The 19,875-nt window shown below is 44.6% G+C and carries 24 protein-coding genes and 1 riboswitch; of the genes, 15 read left to right on the top strand and 9 right to left on the bottom strand.

Annotated features, from left to right (window positions below; all coding sequences use genetic code 11):
- The first annotated feature begins 102 nt into the window (after positions 1–102).
- A complete protein-coding gene (locus tag AC1DU2_RS13840; RefSeq protein WP_477384968.1) occupies positions 103–1,362 on the top strand; it encodes a dipeptidase in 1,260 nt (419 codons plus the stop codon).
- 6 nt (positions 1,363–1,368) lie between these two features.
- Here the strand turns inward: AC1DU2_RS13840 and AC1DU2_RS13835 are convergent, their stop codons facing one another.
- The 3 genes from AC1DU2_RS13835 to AC1DU2_RS13825 all read right to left on the bottom strand — a co-directional run bounded on the left by AC1DU2_RS13835 (position 1,369) and on the right by AC1DU2_RS13825 (position 3,462).
- A complete protein-coding gene (locus AC1DU2_RS13835) occupies positions 1,369–1,713 on the bottom strand; it encodes a cupin domain-containing protein (RefSeq protein WP_477384967.1) in 345 nt (114 codons plus the stop codon).
- A 139-nt stretch (positions 1,714–1,852) separates the two neighbouring features.
- A complete protein-coding gene (locus AC1DU2_RS13830; protein WP_477384966.1) occupies positions 1,853–2,293 on the bottom strand; it encodes an Hsp20/alpha crystallin family protein in 441 nt (146 codons plus the stop codon).
- Between the two features lie 197 nt (positions 2,294–2,490).
- Positions 2,491–3,462, bottom strand: coding sequence for a GlxA family transcriptional regulator (locus AC1DU2_RS13825; RefSeq protein ID WP_477384965.1), 972 nt, complete (start codon positions 3,460–3,462; stop codon positions 2,491–2,493).
- 138 nt (positions 3,463–3,600) lie between these two features.
- Here AC1DU2_RS13825 and AC1DU2_RS13820 point away from each other — a divergent pair, with 138 nt between their 5' ends.
- The 5 genes from AC1DU2_RS13820 to AC1DU2_RS13800 all read left to right on the top strand — a co-directional run bounded on the left by AC1DU2_RS13820 (position 3,601) and on the right by AC1DU2_RS13800 (position 8,665).
- Complete coding sequence (locus tag AC1DU2_RS13820; protein WP_477384964.1) at positions 3,601–4,092, top strand: SRPBCC family protein; 492 nt, start codon at positions 3,601–3,603, stop codon at positions 4,090–4,092.
- Positions 4,093–4,123: 31 nt separating this feature from the next.
- Entirely contained in the window at positions 4,124–4,564 is a 441-nt protein-coding gene (locus AC1DU2_RS13815) for an SRPBCC family protein (RefSeq protein WP_477384963.1), read from the top strand.
- Positions 4,565–5,067: 503 nt separating this feature from the next.
- Positions 5,068–5,919 (top strand): DUF2911 domain-containing protein, encoded by an 852-nt coding sequence (locus tag AC1DU2_RS13810; RefSeq protein WP_477384962.1) that lies wholly within the window; start codon positions 5,068–5,070, stop codon positions 5,917–5,919.
- Between the two features lie 188 nt (positions 5,920–6,107).
- Complete coding sequence (locus AC1DU2_RS13805) at positions 6,108–7,454, top strand: sensor histidine kinase (RefSeq protein WP_477384961.1); 1,347 nt, start codon at positions 6,108–6,110, stop codon at positions 7,452–7,454.
- A 167-nt stretch (positions 7,455–7,621) separates the two neighbouring features.
- Positions 7,622–8,665 carry an NAD(P)-dependent alcohol dehydrogenase gene (locus AC1DU2_RS13800; RefSeq protein WP_477384960.1) on the top strand — a complete coding sequence of 348 codons (1,044 nt, stop codon included), beginning with the start codon at positions 7,622–7,624 and terminating at the stop codon, positions 8,663–8,665.
- Positions 8,666–8,861: 196 nt separating this feature from the next.
- On the opposite strand, the gene AC1DU2_RS13795 is transcribed toward AC1DU2_RS13800, so the two are convergent.
- A complete protein-coding gene (locus AC1DU2_RS13795) occupies positions 8,862–9,404 on the bottom strand; it encodes a heme NO-binding domain-containing protein (RefSeq protein ID WP_477384959.1) in 543 nt (180 codons plus the stop codon).
- A 183-nt stretch (positions 9,405–9,587) separates the two neighbouring features.
- The gene (locus AC1DU2_RS13790) at positions 9,588–10,604 is read right to left on the bottom strand and encodes a hypothetical protein (RefSeq protein ID WP_477384958.1); all 1,017 of its coding nucleotides are present in this window, start codon (positions 10,602–10,604) and stop codon (positions 9,588–9,590) included.
- Positions 10,605–10,875: 271 nt separating this feature from the next.
- A riboswitch (TPP riboswitch) is annotated at positions 10,876–10,980 on the top strand.
- A gap of 93 nt (positions 10,981–11,073) precedes the next feature.
- On the opposite strand from AC1DU2_RS13790, the gene AC1DU2_RS13785 reads away from it, so the two are divergent.
- The 9 genes from AC1DU2_RS13785 (at position 11,074) to AC1DU2_RS13745 (ending at position 17,160) form a co-directional block, all read left to right on the top strand.
- The gene (locus tag AC1DU2_RS13785) at positions 11,074–11,790 is read left to right on the top strand and encodes a class I SAM-dependent methyltransferase (RefSeq protein WP_477384957.1); all 717 of its coding nucleotides are present in this window, start codon (positions 11,074–11,076) and stop codon (positions 11,788–11,790) included.
- Between the two features lie 6 nt (positions 11,791–11,796).
- Positions 11,797–12,837: an AIR synthase-related protein gene (locus AC1DU2_RS13780; protein WP_477384956.1), complete on the top strand. Its 1,041-nt coding sequence runs from the start codon at positions 11,797–11,799 to the stop codon at positions 12,835–12,837.
- Positions 12,834–13,481, top strand: coding sequence for a thiamine phosphate synthase (locus AC1DU2_RS13775; protein WP_477384955.1), 648 nt, complete (start codon positions 12,834–12,836; stop codon positions 13,479–13,481). Before AC1DU2_RS13780 ends, AC1DU2_RS13775 begins: the two co-directional genes overlap by 4 nt.
- A gap of 1 nt (position 13,482) precedes the next feature.
- Positions 13,483–13,755 (top strand): Trm112 family protein, encoded by a 273-nt coding sequence (locus AC1DU2_RS13770; protein ID WP_477384954.1) that lies wholly within the window; start codon positions 13,483–13,485, stop codon positions 13,753–13,755.
- 101 nt (positions 13,756–13,856) lie between these two features.
- Positions 13,857–14,240: a DoxX-like family protein gene (locus AC1DU2_RS13765; RefSeq protein ID WP_477384953.1), complete on the top strand. Its 384-nt coding sequence runs from the start codon at positions 13,857–13,859 to the stop codon at positions 14,238–14,240.
- A 3-nt stretch (positions 14,241–14,243) separates the two neighbouring features.
- Positions 14,244–14,984, top strand: coding sequence for a DUF2071 domain-containing protein (locus AC1DU2_RS13760; RefSeq protein WP_477384952.1), 741 nt, complete (start codon positions 14,244–14,246; stop codon positions 14,982–14,984).
- On the top strand, positions 14,972–15,736 hold the full coding sequence (locus AC1DU2_RS13755; protein WP_477384951.1) for a class I SAM-dependent methyltransferase: 765 nt from the start codon (positions 14,972–14,974) through the stop codon (positions 15,734–15,736). The genes AC1DU2_RS13760 and AC1DU2_RS13755 overlap by 13 nt, the downstream gene beginning before the upstream one ends.
- The gene (locus AC1DU2_RS13750; protein WP_477384950.1) at positions 15,720–16,118 is read left to right on the top strand and encodes a hypothetical protein; all 399 of its coding nucleotides are present in this window, start codon (positions 15,720–15,722) and stop codon (positions 16,116–16,118) included. Before AC1DU2_RS13755 ends, AC1DU2_RS13750 begins: the two co-directional genes overlap by 17 nt.
- A 103-nt stretch (positions 16,119–16,221) precedes the next feature.
- Complete coding sequence (locus AC1DU2_RS13745) at positions 16,222–17,160, top strand: DUF5996 family protein (RefSeq protein WP_477384949.1); 939 nt, start codon at positions 16,222–16,224, stop codon at positions 17,158–17,160.
- A gap of 81 nt (positions 17,161–17,241) precedes the next feature.
- Here AC1DU2_RS13745 and AC1DU2_RS13740 read toward each other — a convergent pair whose 3' ends face one another.
- The 4 genes from AC1DU2_RS13740 to AC1DU2_RS13725 form a co-directional block, all read right to left on the bottom strand.
- Positions 17,242–17,622: a YybH family protein gene (locus AC1DU2_RS13740; protein WP_477384948.1), complete on the bottom strand. Its 381-nt coding sequence runs from the start codon at positions 17,620–17,622 to the stop codon at positions 17,242–17,244.
- 32 nt (positions 17,623–17,654) lie between these two features.
- Positions 17,655–18,422 carry an isocitrate lyase/PEP mutase family protein gene (locus tag AC1DU2_RS13735; protein ID WP_477384947.1) on the bottom strand — a complete coding sequence of 256 codons (768 nt, stop codon included), beginning with the start codon at positions 18,420–18,422 and terminating at the stop codon, positions 17,655–17,657.
- 80 nt (positions 18,423–18,502) lie between these two features.
- The gene (locus AC1DU2_RS13730) at positions 18,503–19,315 is read right to left on the bottom strand and encodes a helix-turn-helix domain-containing protein (protein ID WP_477384946.1); all 813 of its coding nucleotides are present in this window, start codon (positions 19,313–19,315) and stop codon (positions 18,503–18,505) included.
- Between the two features lie 47 nt (positions 19,316–19,362).
- Complete coding sequence (locus tag AC1DU2_RS13725; protein WP_477384945.1) at positions 19,363–19,833, bottom strand: YybH family protein; 471 nt, start codon at positions 19,831–19,833, stop codon at positions 19,363–19,365.
- Between the last annotated feature and the right edge of the window lie 42 nt (positions 19,834–19,875).

Here is a 19,875-nt window from a genome sequence, read left to right as displayed (position 1 = left end):
ATTCGTCTATTCATCCCTGCCAAACGACGATTACAGGAGGCGATACTCCGGGTAGTTGCTACCTTTAAACGATATAAAACAGCTATCCTGTAATTTAAAATCATGAATAAGTTTCAACCAACATGGTCGCGGCGGGAATTCCTGGCCGCGGTTGCCCTTGCCGGAGCCGGTACCGCCATAATGCTAAACCCGATGGCAGCCTGGGCAATTGATGAGGTAGACCCACGCGTAGCCAAAATAGTAGCCGATACACTGGGCATAGATACGCACAACCACATCGACGTACCACTAACCACTGCTGAAGTACCCGGCCCGGATATAAACCTGGCGGGCGAAATGAAAAAGTCGGGCTTATCGGCCATCTGCATGACATTCGCTGTGGATTATCAAAAACTGCAAAACCCCGGCGATGCCTACGAACGGTTTAAAAATGGGCTGGCTTCCATGGACCAGCAGCTGGCCCGTAACGGTATGAAGCGCTCACTAAACATGGCCGATCTTAACACCGCTCATAAAAAACGCCAGCCCACGGTTATCCAATCGGTTGAGGGAGGCCATTTTCTGGAAGGACACATCGAACGACTTGAAGATGCATATAGCCGCGGCCTGCGACACCTGACGCTGCTGCATGACAGCGATGCATCAGTACCCCTGGGCGACGTTTTCACCAATCCCGCACGCTGGGGAGGCCTTACCACTTTCGGTGCCGACGTTATCCGCGAATGCAACCGACTTGGCATCCTTGTCGACCTTGGGCATGCCAGCGCCGAAACAGTGGCCGCTGCACTCAAAGTAGCTAAGCAGCCGGTAATCATTTCGCACACCGGCCTTGATACCCAATTGGGGCAAAACGAGAACATGGCCCGCATGATGCGCCCTCGCCTTATCAGCAAGGAGCAGGCAAAAATTGTGGCAGATACAGGAGGTGTTATCGGCGTATGGACGCACCTGGCTGGGTCAGCATTGGAGTATGTCCAAAATATCCGGGCGCTGGTTGATGTTGTGGGGATAGATCATGTTTGCATCGGCACCGATACCAAACTAACCCCGGCCTACAGGCCGGCGGGCGGCGGTTTCGGCCCCAAACCGGGCGAACAAGGCCCGCCACCGGGAGGCATGCATGGCAATCGTCCTGATGGCCTTCCTCCGGGCGATAAACCCCGTGATGGCGCTAATGGCGGCCTGAACCGCGGCAAAATGGACGGCGGTACCAACCAAACCTGGCCGGATCAAAATACAGGGTTCTATTACACCGTAGTAGAGGCGATGCTGAACACCGGTTTTAACGCAGATGAAATAGGCAAGATAGGTGGCGGCAACTTTTGCCGCGTGTTTGATGCTGCTACGGCCGGCAACCATTAATGTTTGCTACTGGTCAGCCAATCTAACTGTTGTCATACCAGCGCTTTCAAAGGTCAGGTTAACTGACCTTTTTCCATTAGGCCGGGTGCGGTGTTTTACATTTTTTGGTATGGTAAATAACTGGTTGGGCAGTAACTCGATGGTGCTATCTTCCAGGTCAATAAATACGGAGCCTTCAATGACCAGGAAACTTTCATCCGAATCCGGGTGGAAGTGCCAGAAATAAGGCTCCGTCATAACGCTCATCCTCACTACATGGTCATTCACCAGTGCAATTGGAATATTGGTGTATGTGCCGTTGATTGCGGTCGTTTGCGCAATATCAATTATTGTTAAATTTGGAGTATCCATGTGCCCGCAGTTATTATGTTATATAAAGTTCGAAAATATATAGCAGCGAAGCTTTTAGACGAAACCCTAACGATTTTTTTTATTTAAAAATAAAGCCCCCTTATGCAGGAGGCTCATAAATTACTATTTATCTCGCCGATTATTTAATTTGAATCTGTCTGCTTACAGATTTGGCTTCATCTTTTTTGGCAATGTCTACCTTAAGTATGCCATTGGTATAAGCAGCTTCAATCCTGCTGTCGTCTGCGCTATCGGGCAAGGTAAACGATCTTACAAATGAGTTGTAGCTGTACTCGCGCTTGCTGTAATTCTTTTTGTCGTTGTTGTTTTCTGATACATGTTCAACAGAGATGCTTAGCACGTTGCGGTCAAGGCTTAGTTTAAAGTCTTCCTTTTTTAAGCCGGGCGCAGCCAGTTCAATGTGAAAGGTTTCGGCAGTTTCGCTGATGTTAGCAGCAGGCACGCGCGCTATCATGCGGTCGTTAAAAAAGGTGTCGTTAAAAACAGAGTCAAAAACGTCACTAAAACCTGGCAGTAATGAGTTGGTCCTTTTTTCGGGATTAAATTTAACCAATGTCATGGGTTGTCCTCCTAAATAAATTTAATGATTGAACTTATAATTAATTAAACTTCAGAACTTCGTGTTCTGATAATAACTCAACAACTAAAATGCCAGAGGCTAACAGGGGGTAAAAAACTGAAAAAATTTCATACCCGGTGAAAAATTTTCAGTTTACGGCTGTCAAAAATTCTAATATATTATCCACCAATTTACCCCTACCYTTCCCTGTTATACTTAGCCCTGTAATCCAACGGCGATAGGCCTGTTATCTTTTTAAAAACTTCCCTGAAGGCTTTATCATCAGCATAGCCAACCTGGTCCATTACCTCGAAAATGCTTTTGCGGCCTTTTTCAAGGGTGCTTTTGGCTACTTCTACTTTTACACGTTGCAAGTACTCAACCGGGGTATTCCCGGTAGCTTTAATAAAACGCCTGTCGAAATTGCGGCGGCTGATGGCCAGGTTAGCGGCCAACCCTTCAAAAGATATTTTTTCGCGTAAGTTTTCTTCTATAAAGCTCTGGGCCTTGCCAATCAGTTCATCACCATGATTTTTTTGTGCCTGAAAAATACTGAAGGGTGATTGCGATGTCCGGTCCATATCAATCTGGAAAACTTTGGAGCAGTAAATAGCCGTTTGCCTGTCAAAATATTTCTCAACCAGGAAAAGTACCAGGTTCAAAAAGGAGTAGGCACCGCCATTGGTGTAAATGCCGTGCTCAACCGTAAGCAGTTTATCGGTGTGCAATTCGATGTTCGGAAAAAGGCGTTTAAAAGCAGTTGCCGCATTCCAATGGGTTGAGCATGTTTTACCGTCGAGCAGGCCGGTAGCCGCTAACAAAAACGCACCGGTACAAATGCTCGCTATTTCGGCACCAAGTTGATATTGTTCGCCAATCCAACGTACAAGCGCTGCGTTTTCTTTAAGTACCCGGTCGTACTCGTGCGAAACAGAAGGAATAATCAGGAGGTCGGCCTTTGATATTTCATTAATATCTGCCGGAAAAATAGAAAAGAAACCGCCATCCAGTTTTAGTTCCGTTTCAAATCCGGCTATACGCACCTGCATCATAGGCCTATTCCCCATCTGCTGCCAATAGCCATTGGCACGGTTAAGTATTTGAAAAGTACCCACCACGCTGGCCAGGTTGGCGTAGCCTTTAGGAACTAAGATGATCACTTGCTTCATGATGTTTTTTTTGAATAAAGATAGTTAACCATTGTGTCCAAATCAACCCGTCAACATGTCCATATTACACCCTGTGTTTATGCTGTCAAGACATTAAATTTGTAATACAATTCCCAATCAAACCAAAAACTGATAAAAATGACCACACCAGATTTTACAACCACCCTGTTGGTTGACAAAACCCCGAAGGAAGCATTTGATGCCATCAATAACGTACGCGGATGGTGGTCGGAAGAAATTGAAGGCGGTACCAGCAAGCTGAATGACGAGTTTAATTACCATTTTGAAGACATCCATACCTGCAAAATAAAACTGGTAGAAGTTATCCCCAACCAAAAAGTAGTTTGGCTTGTGCTGGATAACTATTTTAAGTTTACCCAGGATAAAACCGAATGGAAGGGCACAAAAATCAGCTTCGACATTGCGGAACAAGATGGCAAAACGCAGATCGTTTTCACCCATCATGGCCTGGTGCCCGAATATGAATGTTTCGAGATTTGCCGGGGCGCGTGGACCAATTACATTCAAAACAGCCTGGCCAGCCTCATCAGTACAGGTAAAGGCCTGCCCAACGCCGCCGGCACCGCAAGAACGGCAGATGAAGAGAAACTCCTGGCCGAAAAACAGTAAAACGGTAAACCATACCATTTCAAAAAACACCATGAACAATTATCAAAAAAGCATCACTGTAACCAAACCCGCCGATGAGGTTTACGCCGCAATTACCCGGCATATTGCCGATTGGTGGAGTGATGACCTAACCGGCGAAACCGCACACGCCGGCGACCAGTATGATATTGCCTTCGGAAAAACAAAAAAGACCTTCAGTATCATTGAAGCGGTACCCAATAGCCGTGTAGTGTGGCAATGTGATAAAGCCTATATAGATATGGCTTCCCTAACAAACAAGGCAGAATGGGTGGGCACAAAACTGATATGGACCATAAGCGCCGATAGCCAGGCTACAACCCTGAATTTTTCACACGAGGGCTTAAACCAAAGTTTTGAATGCTACAACGTATGCGAGGCCGGCTGGGATTATTTTATAGATAGCCTGTATGCTTTTTTAACCACCGGTAGCGGAACGCCGTATCACAAATAACAAGCAGTATCAAATTGATCGTGTACAAACCAAGGCGTCGCGCAGCGGATTGGCAGCGCTGTTAAAAAATACGTATGCAACTGCGTTCAGGGCAAGCTCATCTAAATTGTTAACGGCCATAAGCTGTTATTTAATAATAGCTAACGGAATAAGCTTATAACGTCGGGAAGATATAAGCATCAAACGCTACCTTGTTTTCATTGCCTGATCCTGGTTATATAATCGAGGTACCGAAGGGACTTGTATTGCTCAATAACAGCCACAAATATTGGGATGCGCCTAAATTACGCGATCAGTTTCGTGTTAACCATGTTAAAATATAAAATATTGATTATCAATTATTTATAAATTTTTTATTTGAAATGTGTTAAGTTATGTTAACCCAATCAGATGCGTTTGCCCTGCAACTGTGTTGCTGTTATTTGGCCTTATTGAAAATAAAGAATAATTTTATAGTAAAAACCGCCGACCACCGCTTTCCCAAAACCACCAATATTAAAACCATGAAAACAACCTTATTTTGCCTGCTCACTTTTATAACTTTCCATTTTTATGATGCCCGGGCACAGGAATTGCCTTTTAAAATACCGGCAGCAAGTTTGGGGCAACGTATTGAACAGGATTTTGGACTTGGCACCATATCGGTAAAATATTACCGCCCCAATACCAAAGGCCGCAAAATTTTTAACGGGATGGAGCCCTACGGCATTGTTTGGCGAACCGGGGCCAATAATGCCACCGTTGTAACCCTTACCGATAGCATCCAGGTAGAAGGGAATACCCTTGCGCCCGGCTCCTACTCGCTTTTTAGCATACCCGGCGCCGACGAATGGACAATTATATTTAATAAAACCATTAACCAATGGGGCGCATATGCCTATGACCCAAAACAGGATGTGCTCCGTTTTAAGGTAAAACCAACAAAACTTACCAATAAAGTGGAGACCCTTACCATCCAGTTTGCAGATGTAAAGCAAGACAACTGCCTGCTGCAAATACTTTGGGAAAACACCGGCATCAACATCCATTTAAAAACCGATGTTGATAACCGCATTATGGCCAATATACGGGAGGCCATGAAAAGCGAAAAGAAACCCTACTACATGTCGGCAGTGTGGTGTTACAACCACAACCGAAACCTGGCGCAGGCGCTTACCTGGATGCAGGAAGCTGATAAAACCAACCCAACGGCCTACAATATCAAATACTGGCTGGCCAGGTTACAACTAAAAACAGGTGATAAAAAATCGGCAATTATATCGGCCAATGAGGGGCTCAAGCTGGCTTCTGCCGAAAATAATGCCGAGTACATCAGGATGAATAAAGAGGTATTATATGATGCCGGAACAAACTGATAGCGTACTTCCCTGTCTCATAGTTCCAAAAACTTAGTGTTACGTATCTTTTAAAGCCTTAAATCAACTTTTCCTTATTAATTCAAACCGGCATCCAACTAAAACAAGTAAATTGGGATGCCGGCAAGGTAACAGCCTTCTATGTGCTCAACCTTTGGCATGTTAATTCCGTTTAACTGTAAAGTTTGATGAACTATAAGGTGAATGTTCTGTGGAATAAATTAATTGGCGATAAGCCCTACTTTGCATTAGAGGGGCGCATCTTCCATTCAGTTTGTATTATTGTAATGTTCGGGCTTGCGCTCAACATCCCTTTCAATTATCTGATTGGCCTGCCAAAGCTGGCAGGGCTTATGTTTGTGGTATTGCTGGTTGTAGCGGCGGCTTATTATGCGTCCCGTTTTTATAAAATGCTCAGCCTGGCAATTGTGGCGTTCCAGGTTATCAACAATCTGATGCTGATAGTCAATTATTATGCTAACTCGGGCCTCAATGGCCCTACTTTTGCTATCTTCCTGTTATCGTTTATCATAGCCGTATCAATAATTCCGCAAAGGCAATACGCCATTTGGCTGCCTTTAAACATATCGGTAATGCTTTTGCTGATATACTGGGAAGCGGCCCATCCTGGCTGGATAAAAGATACCTACCCTAACTCAAGCAGCCGCTTTGCTGATTTTGGATACAGTTATATTATCATTGCCGCGCTTATTTTTTTTATCATAGCTTTTATCAGGAGCGCTTATCACCAGGAACGCCGCCGGGCCGAGCATGAAGCCACAGAACTGGCAGCCAGTAACGAAACCAAAAACAAATTGCTATCCATATTGGCGCATGACCTTAAAGAGCCCTTAGCTTCGGTACAGGGTTTCCTGGAACTACTTACTTATTATAAACTGGAGGAAACAGAAAGGCGGAACATTGAAAATGAACTATTAAACCGTACACGCGATACTACGCAAATGCTGGGCAATGTACTTTCCTGGACAAAAAGCCAGATGGGAGGCGTACAAGTACAGTTGATGCCATTACAACTGCGGCACACGCTAACCGGCACACTACAGTTATTAAAAAGTATTTCTGTAGAGAAGCAGATTGAACTACAGTATGACATTGACGAGGCCATTTGGGTTGCTGCCGACCCCGACATGTTGCAACTAGTAGTCAGGAACGTGGTGATGAACGCCATTAAATTTACCTTCCCGGGCGGCAAGGTTACTATTAGCGCAACTACAAGCGATGGTAAATGCACTATCGCGATAGCCGACAATGGCACGGGAATCCCGACCGAAAAGCAGGCTAAACTATTTTCGATAAGTGAGCAGGTTACCTATGGTACCGGTAAAGAAAAAGGCGCCGGTCTTGGCCTGGTGCTTTGCAAAAACTTTGTAGAATTACAGGGCGGCAATATTTGGTTTAAAAGCGAGCCAGGGCTTGGGAGTACCTTTTTTATCAGCCTTAATTATTGCCAACCGGCAACAATCGCGGGTAATTCTCCGGAGTTGTTGATGCAATCGCCCGCAAAACCAGTTTGAGCAAGCCTTCCCGGGATAGGGTGTATCAACAACCGGCCTGCTATGCCTTTAATCACAGTCGCAATCTTCTATATTGGCAATCTGTGTAGACGTTAAAAAAATTGCAGTCCAAAAACATATTTATTGCTAAGTAGGTTGCATTTTTGTAATACACAAAACATCAATCCATGACATCAGTAAAAGCCTATGCAGCGCAGGGAGCAGCAACGCCCCTGGCTCCGTTTTCAATTGACAGGCGCGAACCAGCGGCCGACGACGTTGAAATTAAAATTTTATATTGTGGCGTTTGCCACTCAGATATCCATACCGCCCGTAACGAATGGGGCGGCACCATTTATCCCGCCGTACCCGGCCATGAAATTGTGGGCAACGTTACCCGCGTGGGCAATAACGTAACCCGATTTAAAGTAGGCGATACCGTTGGCGTGGGTTGCTTTGTAGATTCATGTATGCATTGCGCCAACTGCAAAAACGACCTGGAGCAATACTGCCAAAACGGCCATACCCAAACCTACAATTCGCAAAGCCAGGATAAAAAAACTATCACCATGGGCGGCTACTCAAGCCATATTGTGGTTACACAACACTTTGTGTTATCCGTATCAGACAAATTACCGCTCGAAAAAGTAGCACCATTGTTGTGTGCCGGTATTACCACCTATTCGCCGCTACGCCACTGGGGGGTAAAAGCCGGTGATAAGGTTGCAGTAGTTGGCTTAGGAGGCCTGGGTCACATGGCTGTTAAACTTGCGGCGTCAATGGGTGCCGAGGTGACAATGCTAAGCCGATCAAAAAGCAAGGAAAAAGACGCCGCCGAATTAGGCGCGCACCACTTTAAACTAACAACCGATAAAGATACTATGGCCGAACTGGCCAACAGCTTCAATTTTATCATCGATACGGTTTCGGCTGCCCATGATTATAACGAGTACCTGAACCTGCTAACCACCGATGGTGTAATGGTTCTGTTGGGCGCTCCGCCACAACCTACACCGGTAGCTGCTTTCCCATTCATTATGGGTCGCAGAAGTTTGGTTGGATCATTGGTTGGCGGCATAAAAGAAACTCAGGAAATGCTGGATTACTGCGCAGAGCATAACATTACATCAGATGTGGAAGTTATCAGCATTGATAAAATTAACGAAGCCTATGAGCGTACCCTTGCAGGAGATGTGCATTACAGGTTTGTAATTGATATGGCTACGTTGTAAAGCTTAAAGCCGAAGGCTCAAAGCTAAAAGCTAAAGGCCAAAAGTTACTGTTTATGATGACAAAGAACAGGTTTCCTAACAAGAGGTCTGTTCTTTTTTGCGGAAGGATGATATGACATTTATGCAAACATGATAATTCATGCACTTCTACTTTGCTATTTTTCAAGTCAGTTTCGTGCTTTAAGCTCCCTTCCCCCTACCAGCTAACCCTGAAAATTTCGTGATCGTCGCCGTTATCCCTGTCGGCTAAAAGCGAAACCTGTGCCGGGGTGCCATACATTTTCCCCAGGCCAAGCAATAAGCCCCTTACAAATGCTTTTAAACCAATCCGTTTAGAAAAATAATGTACCAAGATGCTGTTTTCCTCAATATCTGTAACCCGGAATTCAGGCGGTGTCAGCTTAGGGTATATCAGCATAATGCGGTTATGAAACATTGGTAAGTTAACCAGGAAAGCTTTTAAATGCTCTCCACCGGCTTCCATCAAATCGCCGTATTTTTCTTTCCCGGTTTTCAATATCCACCACTCGCCAAAAGCCTCCAAAACATCGGCAACAGACATATTCATTTCTTCACTTACCGCATTGGCCAAACTATATGTTAGGTCATCGTCATAAGGTTCGCTGCTGATAAAAAAATCTATGTCAAGCTTTGTACGCAGTTTTACCGCCTCCCATTTTTCTTCACCGAAGTTTGCTACTACTAAATCCTCTATCGCTTTGTTAACTATTCCATACATTTTTTTAAAGGTTTAAGTTTGGGCTAAAAAATACGATGCCAGAATTTTATCCGCCCTGGTAAAAGTATTTGCATTATTGCTTTCGTTATTATCAAAAATTACGGGGTGTTGAATGATGTTTTTAACGTAACGCATCTACGATAAGTTACTATATATAAAGACCATAGCATGAATTAGTGATTTTTATATCAAATTTACTATTTCATTAATTACAGTATCGAGTTTTTTGGCGCTTTCTAACAGAAGCGGTAAAATTAAAGGATCAATCTCACCTTCGGTTTTGTTCATCTCCAACAGGTTAATTAAGCCTAAAATATTAGCCAGGGGCGCCCTCATTAGGTGGGTTTGGTCAAACGCAACTTTTGCCAAAACCATGCTTTTATGTTGGTTGTCGTGTTTAACTTCCTCTTTTTCGGTAACATCCCTGCCATAAACATTAATATAGTCATGGTCGGCAACGTAACGGCCTATAAAGGAATATATCTTATTATCATAACCAGCCTCAAACGGCATATCAAAAAAGGTTTGAAGCTTTAAAACATGCTTCCAAAACTCTTCGCGGCAGTAAGTTTTGCCTTCAAAAGTAAAACATGCAATCTGGTCGGCCGCAGGATTACTCATTAAAATATGGCCGTCGGTCGCAATCCTAAACAACGGATCGGGGTTTTGCAGGGCAAAAAGCGCAATCTCTTCAATTTCATCGGTCGCCTTTCTTAACTCGCTTTTTTTGCGATGAAGAGTGGTAAGTAACTGCCTTAAATCATCATTTACGATATCCTTGGTTTTAAGCACATGCAAAAGATCAATTAACGGATCGTGAAAGGCAAAGTCATGCAGGGTAAGGTGGCGTTGCTTAACGTCTGTCATGTTATCAAACCATGGCGAACCTATAAAAAGCAACTGGTTTGAACTCTGTAAAAGTTCAAATTGACCTCTTAATATATCATTAAACGGGCTGTTAACTTCAATTACCACCAATTGTTTGCACGTGGCTGATATGGAAGAGAAATTAGGTTCGATGCCTGCAGGTCGTTTTAAACGGAAACAGCGATCAAAACTTCCTTGAGGGTCATGTTCCAGCAGCTTTTTTAAACTGTTGCCGCACGATTGAACGGAGAAATCTTGGTTGATAAGTATATAAAACGGAAATAATTGATTGAATTGATCTTCATTAAAAGAAAATATCGTATCGACACTCATTTTATGTTCGGTAAAATCAATCAATAGTTTAGTATTTATAAGGTGTTTTTACGCGCTAATTATCAACGCCTATCTTACTACGTAAAACCCTGACAGGCTGTTGCGTACCATCGGTTATTTTTACGCATATTATACGGATAAATTAAAAATTCTGGTAAAACAGAACTTCTCCCTCCAAAAAAGGCTGTTTTTCAATACCTCATTTTTATTGTAACCTAACATCGCCCAAAATAAACACCACCTAATTCCTAAAATTACCTACCTTAGCTGCCATACTTGCACGGGGTGCTTTTAACCATTAAGGTTATAGGCTGAGATAATACCCGGAGAACCTGACACGGATAATACCGGCGTAGGGATGCATGGGCCATTATTGTTTACGGCGTAGCCGTTTATCCATATAAAGCCTTGTTTCTGTACCCGTATTTACGGTTTAGGAACAAGGCTTTTTTAATTAATAATGGAATAAATGGAGCTTCAAAAAAACAATTTTGGCCTGATGACCCAAAGCCTTAGCAACTGGCAAGGCCGTAAAGAGTGGTTTTTTAACCGCGAACACACCGATACATACGAGCAATGGTACGAAGGCCGCTATAAACGCGCCGAAGTATGGCAAAAAAAGGTAATGGGACAGCTACTGGGTAAAGACCAGCGGGTAAAAGAACTGCTGGAATTTGGCTGCGGCACTACCCGTTTTACCCGCTGGTGGCACGAGATAGGTATTGATGCCACCGGTGGCGATCTTTCGCCATTTATGCTTGGGCAAGCGGTACACCTGTTTAAAGGCGACCTGGTAAATGCCGATTCGCACTTTATGCCGTTTAAGGACCATACTTTTGATGCACTGGCCTTTATTACCACCTTTGAGTACTATCGCGACCCGGTACAGGTTATCCGCGAAGCGGCAAGGGTGGCGCGTTGCGGCATTGCTTTTGGTATGATGAACCGCAATTCGCCCAAAGTACTGCGCCGTAGAGTTCAGCAGGCTTTTGGCAAAAACCCGTTTTATGTTACGGCCACCTTTTACACCCCGGCTATGCTTACTGCCAAAATTGATGAAGCATTAAAAGGCAGGTCGTACAGCCTCGAGTGGACCTGCACCGGCCTGCCCGAATGGTTCCCGGTACAGCAATGGAGCGTACCCGTAGGCGATTTTTTTGGATTATATGTAAAATTTTTAGACTGATAGCCTATGCCGTTAACCGGAAAAATCAGTAGCGGTGGTTTTGATGAAATCATTCTGCCACGCTGCGGCCATCCGCGCAGCGAAGTATTAACCGGGCCCGCCTTTGGTGTAGATGTCTCGCTGGTTGAGCTGCCCAATGGCTTAGGCCTGGCCATGACCAGCGATCCGCTTTCCCTTATCCCTTCGCTGGGTTTGCAGGAATCGGCCTGGCTATCGGTGCACTTAATGGCCAATGATATGGCTACAACCGGTTTTGCCCCGCAATACGCCCAAATGGTGCTGAACCTGCCCGAAGATATGCCGGAAGTAGATTTGATCACCTATTGGAATTTTATCCACCAATATTGTAACGATATCGGCGTGGCCATCACCGGCGGCCATACCGGGCGTATCCCGCAGCAAAACTCAACCATTGCAGGCGGCGGCACCATGCTGCTTACCGCACCGGTAGCCAATATTTTATTAAGCCACAAAGCACAGGCAGGCGACGTAGTGCTGGTAACCAAAGATTGCGCCATGTCATCAGCCGCCATACTGGCCATGAGTTTCCCGGAAACGGTAAAAAACAAATTAGGTAAAGAAGTTTATGACCAGGGCTGCGGGTTGTTTTATCAAACATCGTCATTAAAAGATGCCTTAACCGCAGCCGCAGCAGGCGGTATTACCGCCATGCACGATGTAACCGAAGGCGGGGTACTGGGTGCTGTTTACGAAATGGCCATAGCATCGGGCAGTGGAGTAAGCATCAACAGCGATTTATTGCCCTTAGGCACTGCCCAGCAGGCCATTTGCGGTTTGTTTGGTATCGATTCCCGGTTTTGCATTGGCGCTGGCTCGATGGTGATGTCGGTGAATCCGGAGCAGGTTCAGTACGTTATTCAATACCTGCAACAAAATAACATCAAGGCAACCGCGATTGGCAGCTTTACCAGCAAAACCGGGGGCTACACGTTAATAGAAAACGGCGTTGAAAAACCGATGCCCTACTATGCTACCGACCCTTACTGGGGCGCATTTTTTAATGCTTATAAAAACGGATGGAAATGAAAACAAGCCTTAACATAACCGGCGGCATTTACCTGGTACTTAACCCCACCATGGAGCTTAATTTATTATTGCAAAAACTGGCTGATGCGTTGAAAGGTGGTATCCAGGTAGTACAAATCTGGAATAACTGGCCTGCCGGTGCCGATAAATTAAGCCTGATTGAACATATAGCCGGTCTTTGCCGCTTTTACCGGGTGCCTTTATTGATAAACCAGGAATGGCAATTACTACAAGCTTCGCCCTTTTTGGATGGTGTTCATTTTGATTGTATACCATATGACTTTGACGCTATAAAGGCAAACATTGGCAAACCATTCCTGGCTGGCATCACCTGCTCCGGTAATCTTGATGATATAGCCTGGGCTCACGAACATGGGTTAGATTATGTGTCATTCTGCGCCATGTTCCCCTCTCCTTCTGCCGGCAGCTGCACTATTGTAATGCCCGCTACCGTAAGGGAGGCAAAAAAAATGACTAGTATGCCGATTTTTGTCTCCGGCGGCATGACACCCGAAAATGTCATCGCCCTAAAAAAACAAGCACCATTTGACGGCGTGGCCGTAATTTCCGGATTGCTAAGCACCGCAAACCCCGAACAAAAAGTTAAACAATACCACGAAGCATTAAATTATAAAGCTGATTAACATGAAACTAAAAACCATTAATAAACTATGCTGCCCCTTTGATAAGCAGGACCTTACTTTACAGGTATTTATAAAAGATACCGAACAAAATATTATAGAAGGCATATTAAGCTGCACAGCCTGCCTGCGCAAATACCCAATTGTTTATGGCGTGCCTATTATGTCGCCTGATGAATACAGGCAGATAAAACTGGAGCAGCCTATTGTAGATAGGTGGAAGATAGATCATGGGGTTGAAGACATCATGTTGTTGCCAACGGTAACAGAAGGATAGAGAATACGTTTCGGAAAAGCGCTTTTTATGGCGTGGTTTGATAACAACATTTACCCAACCACCGTTTTTATCATTTATATTTAAGCCATCAAACAATATAAATGACCAGGGCCACCATTCATAAAATATTAACCATCATGATTGCCCTGGTGTGGCTTGCCAATGGCTTGCTTTGTAAGGTACTTAACCTGGTTCCGCGGCACCAGCAAATTGTAGGCAGAATTTTGGGCGAAACACATGCGGGGCTGTTAACCAAATTAATAGGCGTTTCAGAAATATTGATGGCCGTATGGATTATCAGCGGCATCAAATCCCGCTTAAATGCGGTAGCACAAATGCTTATTATCGCAATCATGAACTGCATTGAGTTTGTTTTAGCACCCGATTTGTTATTATGGGGCAAAGCAAATTCGGCCTTCGCGTTTATGTTCATCGCGTTGATTTACTACAACGAATTTAAACTCCGTAAAAACCTGGTGATTTAACCTATGCCTGCATTTTTAAAAGACCATCCTTTTGCTGTCGAGGCTTTTTTTGAGCATTCTGTTGTTTTAACATTCGCATTTCCGAAGGAACAATTAACGCATTTAATTCCCGAATGTTTAACATTGGATACTTACCAGGATAAGTGGGCGTTTATAGCCATTGCGCTGGTTAACACCACAGGATTGCGCCCAAAAGGTTTCCCTAAGTTTATGGGGAATGATTTTACGCTGATAGGGTACCGCGTATTCGTCCGTTATACCAGCAATGCCGGCAAGCGCCTGCGGGGCCTTTATATACTAAAATCCGAAACGGATAAAAAGATGATGGAGTACCTGGGCAACCTGTTTACCCATTATGCTTACACCACAACAGATATTGGACAACGACAGCATAACGGCCAGCTTAATATCCAATCTGCAAAATCCGGTCTCGACCTGCATATAAGGGTAAAAGGCGAGGATATCGCTCTGCCTGCCGGCTCTCCCTTTGCAGACTGGAAGGAAGCGCGCAAATTTGCCGGCCCGTTGCCGTTTACTTTTTCTTATGATAAGCAAACCAAAAAGGTGTTAATTATTGAAGGCGTGAGAGAAGATTGGATCCCGAAACCTGTTGAGGTTATAAGTCAGCATATTTCATTTTTTGACGATGTGGCATTAACCGGCGGGGTTTTGGCCAATGCTTTTATCATTAATAACATTCCGTATTATTGGAAAAAAGGGAGGATTGAGCAATGGAGCCATTAAGAAAACCATTGAAGGGCGTATGGAACATTATCCGCTTTAACCGGCACTTTTATATCCTTGCTGCCGCTTTGGTAGCAGGTTCGCTTTTAGCAGCTCATTATTTCAACTCCCCGTTCAGCACTTTAGCAGTTATCATTAGTTGCCTGGTTGCCGTCACAACGTTGGTATCGCTTGCTATTTCTTTGTACATCTATGACCTTTCGGGCCTGTACAATCTGAACTGGCTGAATGTATTGCCGGCTACTGCACCTCCTATCCTTGTAAATATCAACGCAGGGTTTGATGAAACCAGTGCGCTGTTACAGCTTAAATACCCCGATGCATCGTTAATAGTTTACGATTTTTATGATCCCCAAAAACATACCGAGGTTTCTATAAAACGGGCGAGAAGGGCTTACCCCGCCTTTAATGGTACGGTACAGATAAGTACGGCGGCAATACCCTTGCCGGATAACTACACCGATGTTGTATTTTTAATATTTGCCGCCCATGAAATAAGGGACAAGGCAGGGCGCGACCAATTTTTCGGGGAGCTTAACCGGGTTTTAAAACCTGGCGGCAAAGTGGTATTGCTTGAGCATCTGCGGGATGTGCCAAACTTTATGGCTTACAACCTGGGTTTCTTCCATTTTATGAGCAGGGCAGCGTGGTTGAGTACATTTGCCACCACCGGATTTAACATCGCCTGCGAAACAAAATTCACACCCTTTATTACCAATTTTGTGCTCAGTAAAAATGGAAACACAAATTAAAATAGTCGGTATAATTTTAATGTTGCTGGCTTTGCTGCACAGCGTGTTCCCAAGGTATTTTAACTGGGGAACCGAACTGAGGGATGTAAGCCTGGTTAACCGGCAAATGATGTATGTGCATACTTTTTTTATCGCCCTTACCCTCGGTTTAATGAGCTGCCTATGCCTTACCTCGGCCCATGACCTGGTTGCAACCAAACTGGGTAACCGCATCGCTTTCGGTTTGGGAATATTCTGGACTGCAAGGTTAGTAATTCAATTTTTTGGTTACTCGTCAGATTTGTGGAAAGGCAAGCGCCTGGAGAGTACAGTGCACATTGTTTTTTCTATTTTGTGGCTGTACATGAGCGTGGTGTTTTTTATGATTTATTTTAATCATTAAAAACATCTTTGGGAGGAGGGTATTATTATACATAGCAGAGATTACAGATTAACAACCCCAAAACATAAACCCGCCCTTATTGTTCCCTAAAAAACCCCAGCAAATGAATAATCACCCCTCTCCTAACTGGCCTGTTTTAGATTATCACGATCTGAAAGAAACTATAGCTACTGTACACATGTACACCCAGGTAGTTGGCAAAATAAGGCTGCAGCAAATGCCCTGGATCAATCATTCATGGCAGGTTACTTTGTATGTTAGCCCAACAGGCTTAACTACCGGCAGCATGCCGTATGCGGGCGGTGTTTTCCAGATCGACCTTGATTTCATCAGTCACCAGGTACAGATAACTACCAGCAAAGGGGCAAAACTTGATTTTGCCATAGGAGGCAAAACTGTAGCCGAATTTTATACCGGTTTGATAAATACACTGCAACAAGCCGGCGTGGATGTAACCATTTACGCGGTACCCAACGAGGTTGATCCAGCCATACCTTTTGCCCAAAACCATGCTCCCTGTGGCTATGATGCCGCTGTAATGCACAACTTTTGGCAGGCACTGGTGCGCATCCATAATGTATTCACCGATTTCAGGGCCGGTTTCCAGGGCAAAAACAGCCCGGTACACTTTTTTTGGGGTGGTTTTGATTTGGCTGTTACCCGTTTTTCGGGCAGGCCGGCGCCCTTGCACCAGGGCGCTATGCCCAATATGCCCAAAGTCGTAATGCAGGAGGCTTATTCGCACGAAGTAAGCTCATGCGGCTTTTGGGCAGGCTCGGATGCGTTTCCGCACCCCACATTCTATTCGTACTGTTACCCTACCCCGGGTGATTTTGGCACACAGCAGGTAGCACCACCCGAGGCATTTTATAGCACTGAAATGGGCGAATTCCTGCTCACCTACGAATCGGTGCAACGAGCTGCAAATCCCGAAGCTACTTTGCTTGAGTTTATGCAATCCACCTATGATGCCGCTGCAACAACCGGCAACTGGGACAAAACCTTGCAATGCGACCTATCAGCGCTGAAGAACCGGCTTTAACAGGTCGCCATGCATCCATTAAAAAAGCCGGTCCTGCTCCGTAAGGAGGCAGGGCCGGTTGAAACATGTTGTTGAGCTGTTTTAAGCTACCAGGTCAGCTTCGGCACCAAAGGCCTGGTCGATGATTATTTTCCAGGTACCATCGGTTTGCTGCTGCATTACTTCAATGCCTTTGGCAGCCACTTTCACGTCGTCGCCATCAGTAATGCTCCATTCAGACCGGCCGAGGGCAATATTTCCGGTTTGCAGGCAATACACGGTTTTAATCTCCATTTTTCCTTTGATGGATAAAATGGCTTTTATCGAATCTTCAAACTGTTGCCTGCCCGATACCGGCTTGTTGGGTTCGGGTACGATAATGCCGGTTACATCGTACATACTCATTACGGTGGCTACATCGCCTGTGTTAAAAGCAGCGGCCAGTGTTGCATGGGCATCTTCGGCCCTTCTTGGTAAGTTCATGGTTTATTAAATTTATGGATGAATTAAAATGGTTAAATAATTGACAAGAAATTTTTATCGCTGATGACCGCGGCGGCGAGCCGGCTAACGTTATCATAGGCCTTATTAAAAAGAAACGGCCCCATGCTAACGCGTTTTACACCCAGCGAAGCAAGTGCTTCAAAATCGGGCAGTGCAGGCATGCACATTACGTTTACAGGCAAACGGGTAGCTTTCACAACCGCTTCAATGTCGTTGCTATAGGTAATGCAGGGCACAAAAACTCCGCTGGCTCCCGCGTTTTCATAATTTTCAACTCGTATAAGTGTTTCGGATAGTGCCGATGGCAGGCCCAGCAGGAAACCATCGGTGCGGATGTTTAAAAACAGTTTTAAGTTGTTCCTGCTGATGTGGTTTGCCACTGCCGACAGCGTTTTTTGAAATTCATCAACAGGCTTCAGGTACCTGCTGTCACCGGCAATGGTATCCTCCAGGTTTATACCAACCACACCTGCATCGTGCAGTTTATCTATGTTGGCAATAATACCTTCGATAGTGCGGCTGTAACCGCCTTCCATATCTACGGAAAAGGGGATATTAACTACCTCAACAACTCGTTTGGCCAATTGCAGCAGCACGCCAAAGGGCAGGTTCTCGCCATCCTGGTAGCCCATTGCATTTGATAGCGCCTGGCTGGAAACACCAATGGCCTGGTAACCATTGGCCTCAAAAATTTGTGCACTCCTTACATCCCAAATGTTTCCTAAAATAAGCGGGGTTGGGTTTTGGTGCAGTTGCGAAAATGTTTCGAAATTATTCATGTTGTACCTTTGTTTTAATTGTTGAAACAAAGGTATGGCAGCTGCAAATGCCAAAATTGTACAAACCGGAACGGTTTAAATTATTGCTGTAAAAGCTGGTTAACCGGGGTTATATTTTGCAGGTAGGCCGAGGGTGTAAAGCCCGTAAAAGATTTAAAATCGCGGATAAAATGCGACTGGTCAAAATACCCGCTATCATAAGCGATAGCAGTAAAGGGCTGCTCGTTTCTGGTGATAAGCTTAAGGCTATACTGAAAGCGGATGATTTTATTGAATGACGATGGCGACAAACCTGTATGCCGGTAAATTAATTTGTGCAGGTAACGGGGAGTAATACCATATTTTGAGGCAATATTGCCCAGGTTATTTTCGGCGGGTTCTTTTTTTATGCTTGATAAAATATGAGCCACCCTGTCAATTCCTGGTGCTCTTTTTTCACTGTCCATCAATCGCTTTACCAGGAAGTTTTCTATCAGGGTTATTCTTTTCAGTTGCTCTGTTGTTTCCAGCAGCCGGGTGTGCAATATTTTTGCGGGGCTGCCAATAACATCAGCAAAATCGGTTATCCTGTCGTTAAACGCGCCTATGTCATCATTGAAAAAATAGGCCGCTGAATGTGTAAAAAACTTAATGCCCAGCATAGTATGGCGGCCCTTTGATCGGATGGCCAGGGGTTTTGTAATTTGTCCCCATAGCTCAATGGGTGGGGTTTTCAGAAATTCATGATCAACCAACGATTCCCAGGTACCACTACCCAGGTTAAAAATAACTTCCATATCTCCGCTCGGAAATACAGTATCCTCAAATTCCGTGTCCGAATCTGATTCAAAAATATAGTAATGCCTTACATAAGGCTTTAAAATATCCGATGGAAAAAAATGTTTAAATTCCATAATGTGAATTTACGGTTCTTCTGTTACATCAACCCTGATTTATTACATTATTTATGGTGATCGCTGCTGAACGAATCGCGAAACATTTTCCAACCTGCGGGCGTTTTCTTCCACAACACCAGGAATTTACCCTCGTCAAACAGCTTATTGTTGGCATCGTACGATTTCCAAAGCCCTACTTCGGTTACATAATGCTCACCATCGCCAAATACATCAAGGGTAATAAATTTTCCGTTCCGTAGCCCTATTTTGTCATAGGTCATTTTAAAAAACTTTAGCGGTGCGTCGCCCCCCTGCATGACCGGGGCGTTTGGCGGCATTATCCAGCAATCTTTGGCATATCTGTTGATAAATATGGCCGGATCATTTTTAACAAACGCCTGGAAATAAACGCGGTTACTTTCGGCTATCGCTTTTTTTGCTTCGGCCAGATCTGGGTTTTTACTTTTTTGCTGGGCATTGCCGGTATAAAACATTGATGACAAGGCCACGGTAATAATAAGGGTGATTTTAAACATAACAACAATAATTAAATGATGATACAAAGCTATTGTTGCCGC

The sequence above is a fragment of the Mucilaginibacter sp. P4_C11 genome, assembly GCF_056402115.1.
Note: the sequence above shows the minus strand (reverse complement) of the source record. Positions and strands in the feature narration are given on the sequence as shown.

What these genes read in the sequence shown, in the direction of transcription:
- AC1DU2_RS13840 (WP_477384968.1), top strand. Translation starts at nt 103, where the DNA reads ATGAATAAGTTTCAACCAACATGGTCGCGGCGGGAATTCCTGGCCGCG.
- AC1DU2_RS13835 (WP_477384967.1), bottom strand. Translation starts at nt 1,713, where the DNA reads ATGGATACTCCAAATTTAACAATAATTGATATTGCGCAAACGACCGCA.
- AC1DU2_RS13830 (WP_477384966.1), bottom strand. Translation starts at nt 2,293, where the DNA reads ATGACATTGGTTAAATTTAATCCCGAAAAAAGGACCAACTCATTACTG.
- AC1DU2_RS13820 (WP_477384964.1), top strand. Translation starts at nt 3,601, where the DNA reads ATGACCACACCAGATTTTACAACCACCCTGTTGGTTGACAAAACCCCG.
- AC1DU2_RS13815 (WP_477384963.1), top strand. Translation starts at nt 4,124, where the DNA reads ATGAACAATTATCAAAAAAGCATCACTGTAACCAAACCCGCCGATGAG.
- AC1DU2_RS13810 (WP_477384962.1), top strand. Translation starts at nt 5,068, where the DNA reads ATGAAAACAACCTTATTTTGCCTGCTCACTTTTATAACTTTCCATTTT.
- AC1DU2_RS13805 (WP_477384961.1), top strand. Translation starts at nt 6,108, where the DNA reads ATGAACTATAAGGTGAATGTTCTGTGGAATAAATTAATTGGCGATAAG.
- AC1DU2_RS13800 (WP_477384960.1), top strand. Translation starts at nt 7,622, where the DNA reads ATGACATCAGTAAAAGCCTATGCAGCGCAGGGAGCAGCAACGCCCCTG.
- AC1DU2_RS13795 (WP_477384959.1), bottom strand. Translation starts at nt 9,404, where the DNA reads ATGTATGGAATAGTTAACAAAGCGATAGAGGATTTAGTAGTAGCAAAC.
- AC1DU2_RS13790 (WP_477384958.1), bottom strand. Translation starts at nt 10,604, where the DNA reads ATGAGTGTCGATACGATATTTTCTTTTAATGAAGATCAATTCAATCAA.
- AC1DU2_RS13785 (WP_477384957.1), top strand. Translation starts at nt 11,074, where the DNA reads ATGGAGCTTCAAAAAAACAATTTTGGCCTGATGACCCAAAGCCTTAGC.
- AC1DU2_RS13780 (WP_477384956.1), top strand. Translation starts at nt 11,797, where the DNA reads ATGCCGTTAACCGGAAAAATCAGTAGCGGTGGTTTTGATGAAATCATT.
- AC1DU2_RS13775 (WP_477384955.1), top strand. Translation starts at nt 12,834, where the DNA reads ATGAAAACAAGCCTTAACATAACCGGCGGCATTTACCTGGTACTTAAC.
- AC1DU2_RS13770 (WP_477384954.1), top strand. Translation starts at nt 13,483, where the DNA reads ATGAAACTAAAAACCATTAATAAACTATGCTGCCCCTTTGATAAGCAG.
- AC1DU2_RS13765 (WP_477384953.1), top strand. Translation starts at nt 13,857, where the DNA reads ATGACCAGGGCCACCATTCATAAAATATTAACCATCATGATTGCCCTG.
- AC1DU2_RS13760 (WP_477384952.1), top strand. Translation starts at nt 14,244, where the DNA reads ATGCCTGCATTTTTAAAAGACCATCCTTTTGCTGTCGAGGCTTTTTTT.
- AC1DU2_RS13755 (WP_477384951.1), top strand. Translation starts at nt 14,972, where the DNA reads ATGGAGCCATTAAGAAAACCATTGAAGGGCGTATGGAACATTATCCGC.
- AC1DU2_RS13750 (WP_477384950.1), top strand. Translation starts at nt 15,720, where the DNA reads ATGGAAACACAAATTAAAATAGTCGGTATAATTTTAATGTTGCTGGCT.
- AC1DU2_RS13745 (WP_477384949.1), top strand. Translation starts at nt 16,222, where the DNA reads ATGAATAATCACCCCTCTCCTAACTGGCCTGTTTTAGATTATCACGAT.
- AC1DU2_RS13740 (WP_477384948.1), bottom strand. Translation starts at nt 17,622, where the DNA reads ATGAACTTACCAAGAAGGGCCGAAGATGCCCATGCAACACTGGCCGCT.
- AC1DU2_RS13735 (WP_477384947.1), bottom strand. Translation starts at nt 18,422, where the DNA reads ATGAATAATTTCGAAACATTTTCGCAACTGCACCAAAACCCAACCCCG.
- AC1DU2_RS13730 (WP_477384946.1), bottom strand. Translation starts at nt 19,315, where the DNA reads ATGGAATTTAAACATTTTTTTCCATCGGATATTTTAAAGCCTTATGTA.
- AC1DU2_RS13725 (WP_477384945.1), bottom strand. Translation starts at nt 19,833, where the DNA reads ATGTTTAAAATCACCCTTATTATTACCGTGGCCTTGTCATCAATGTTT.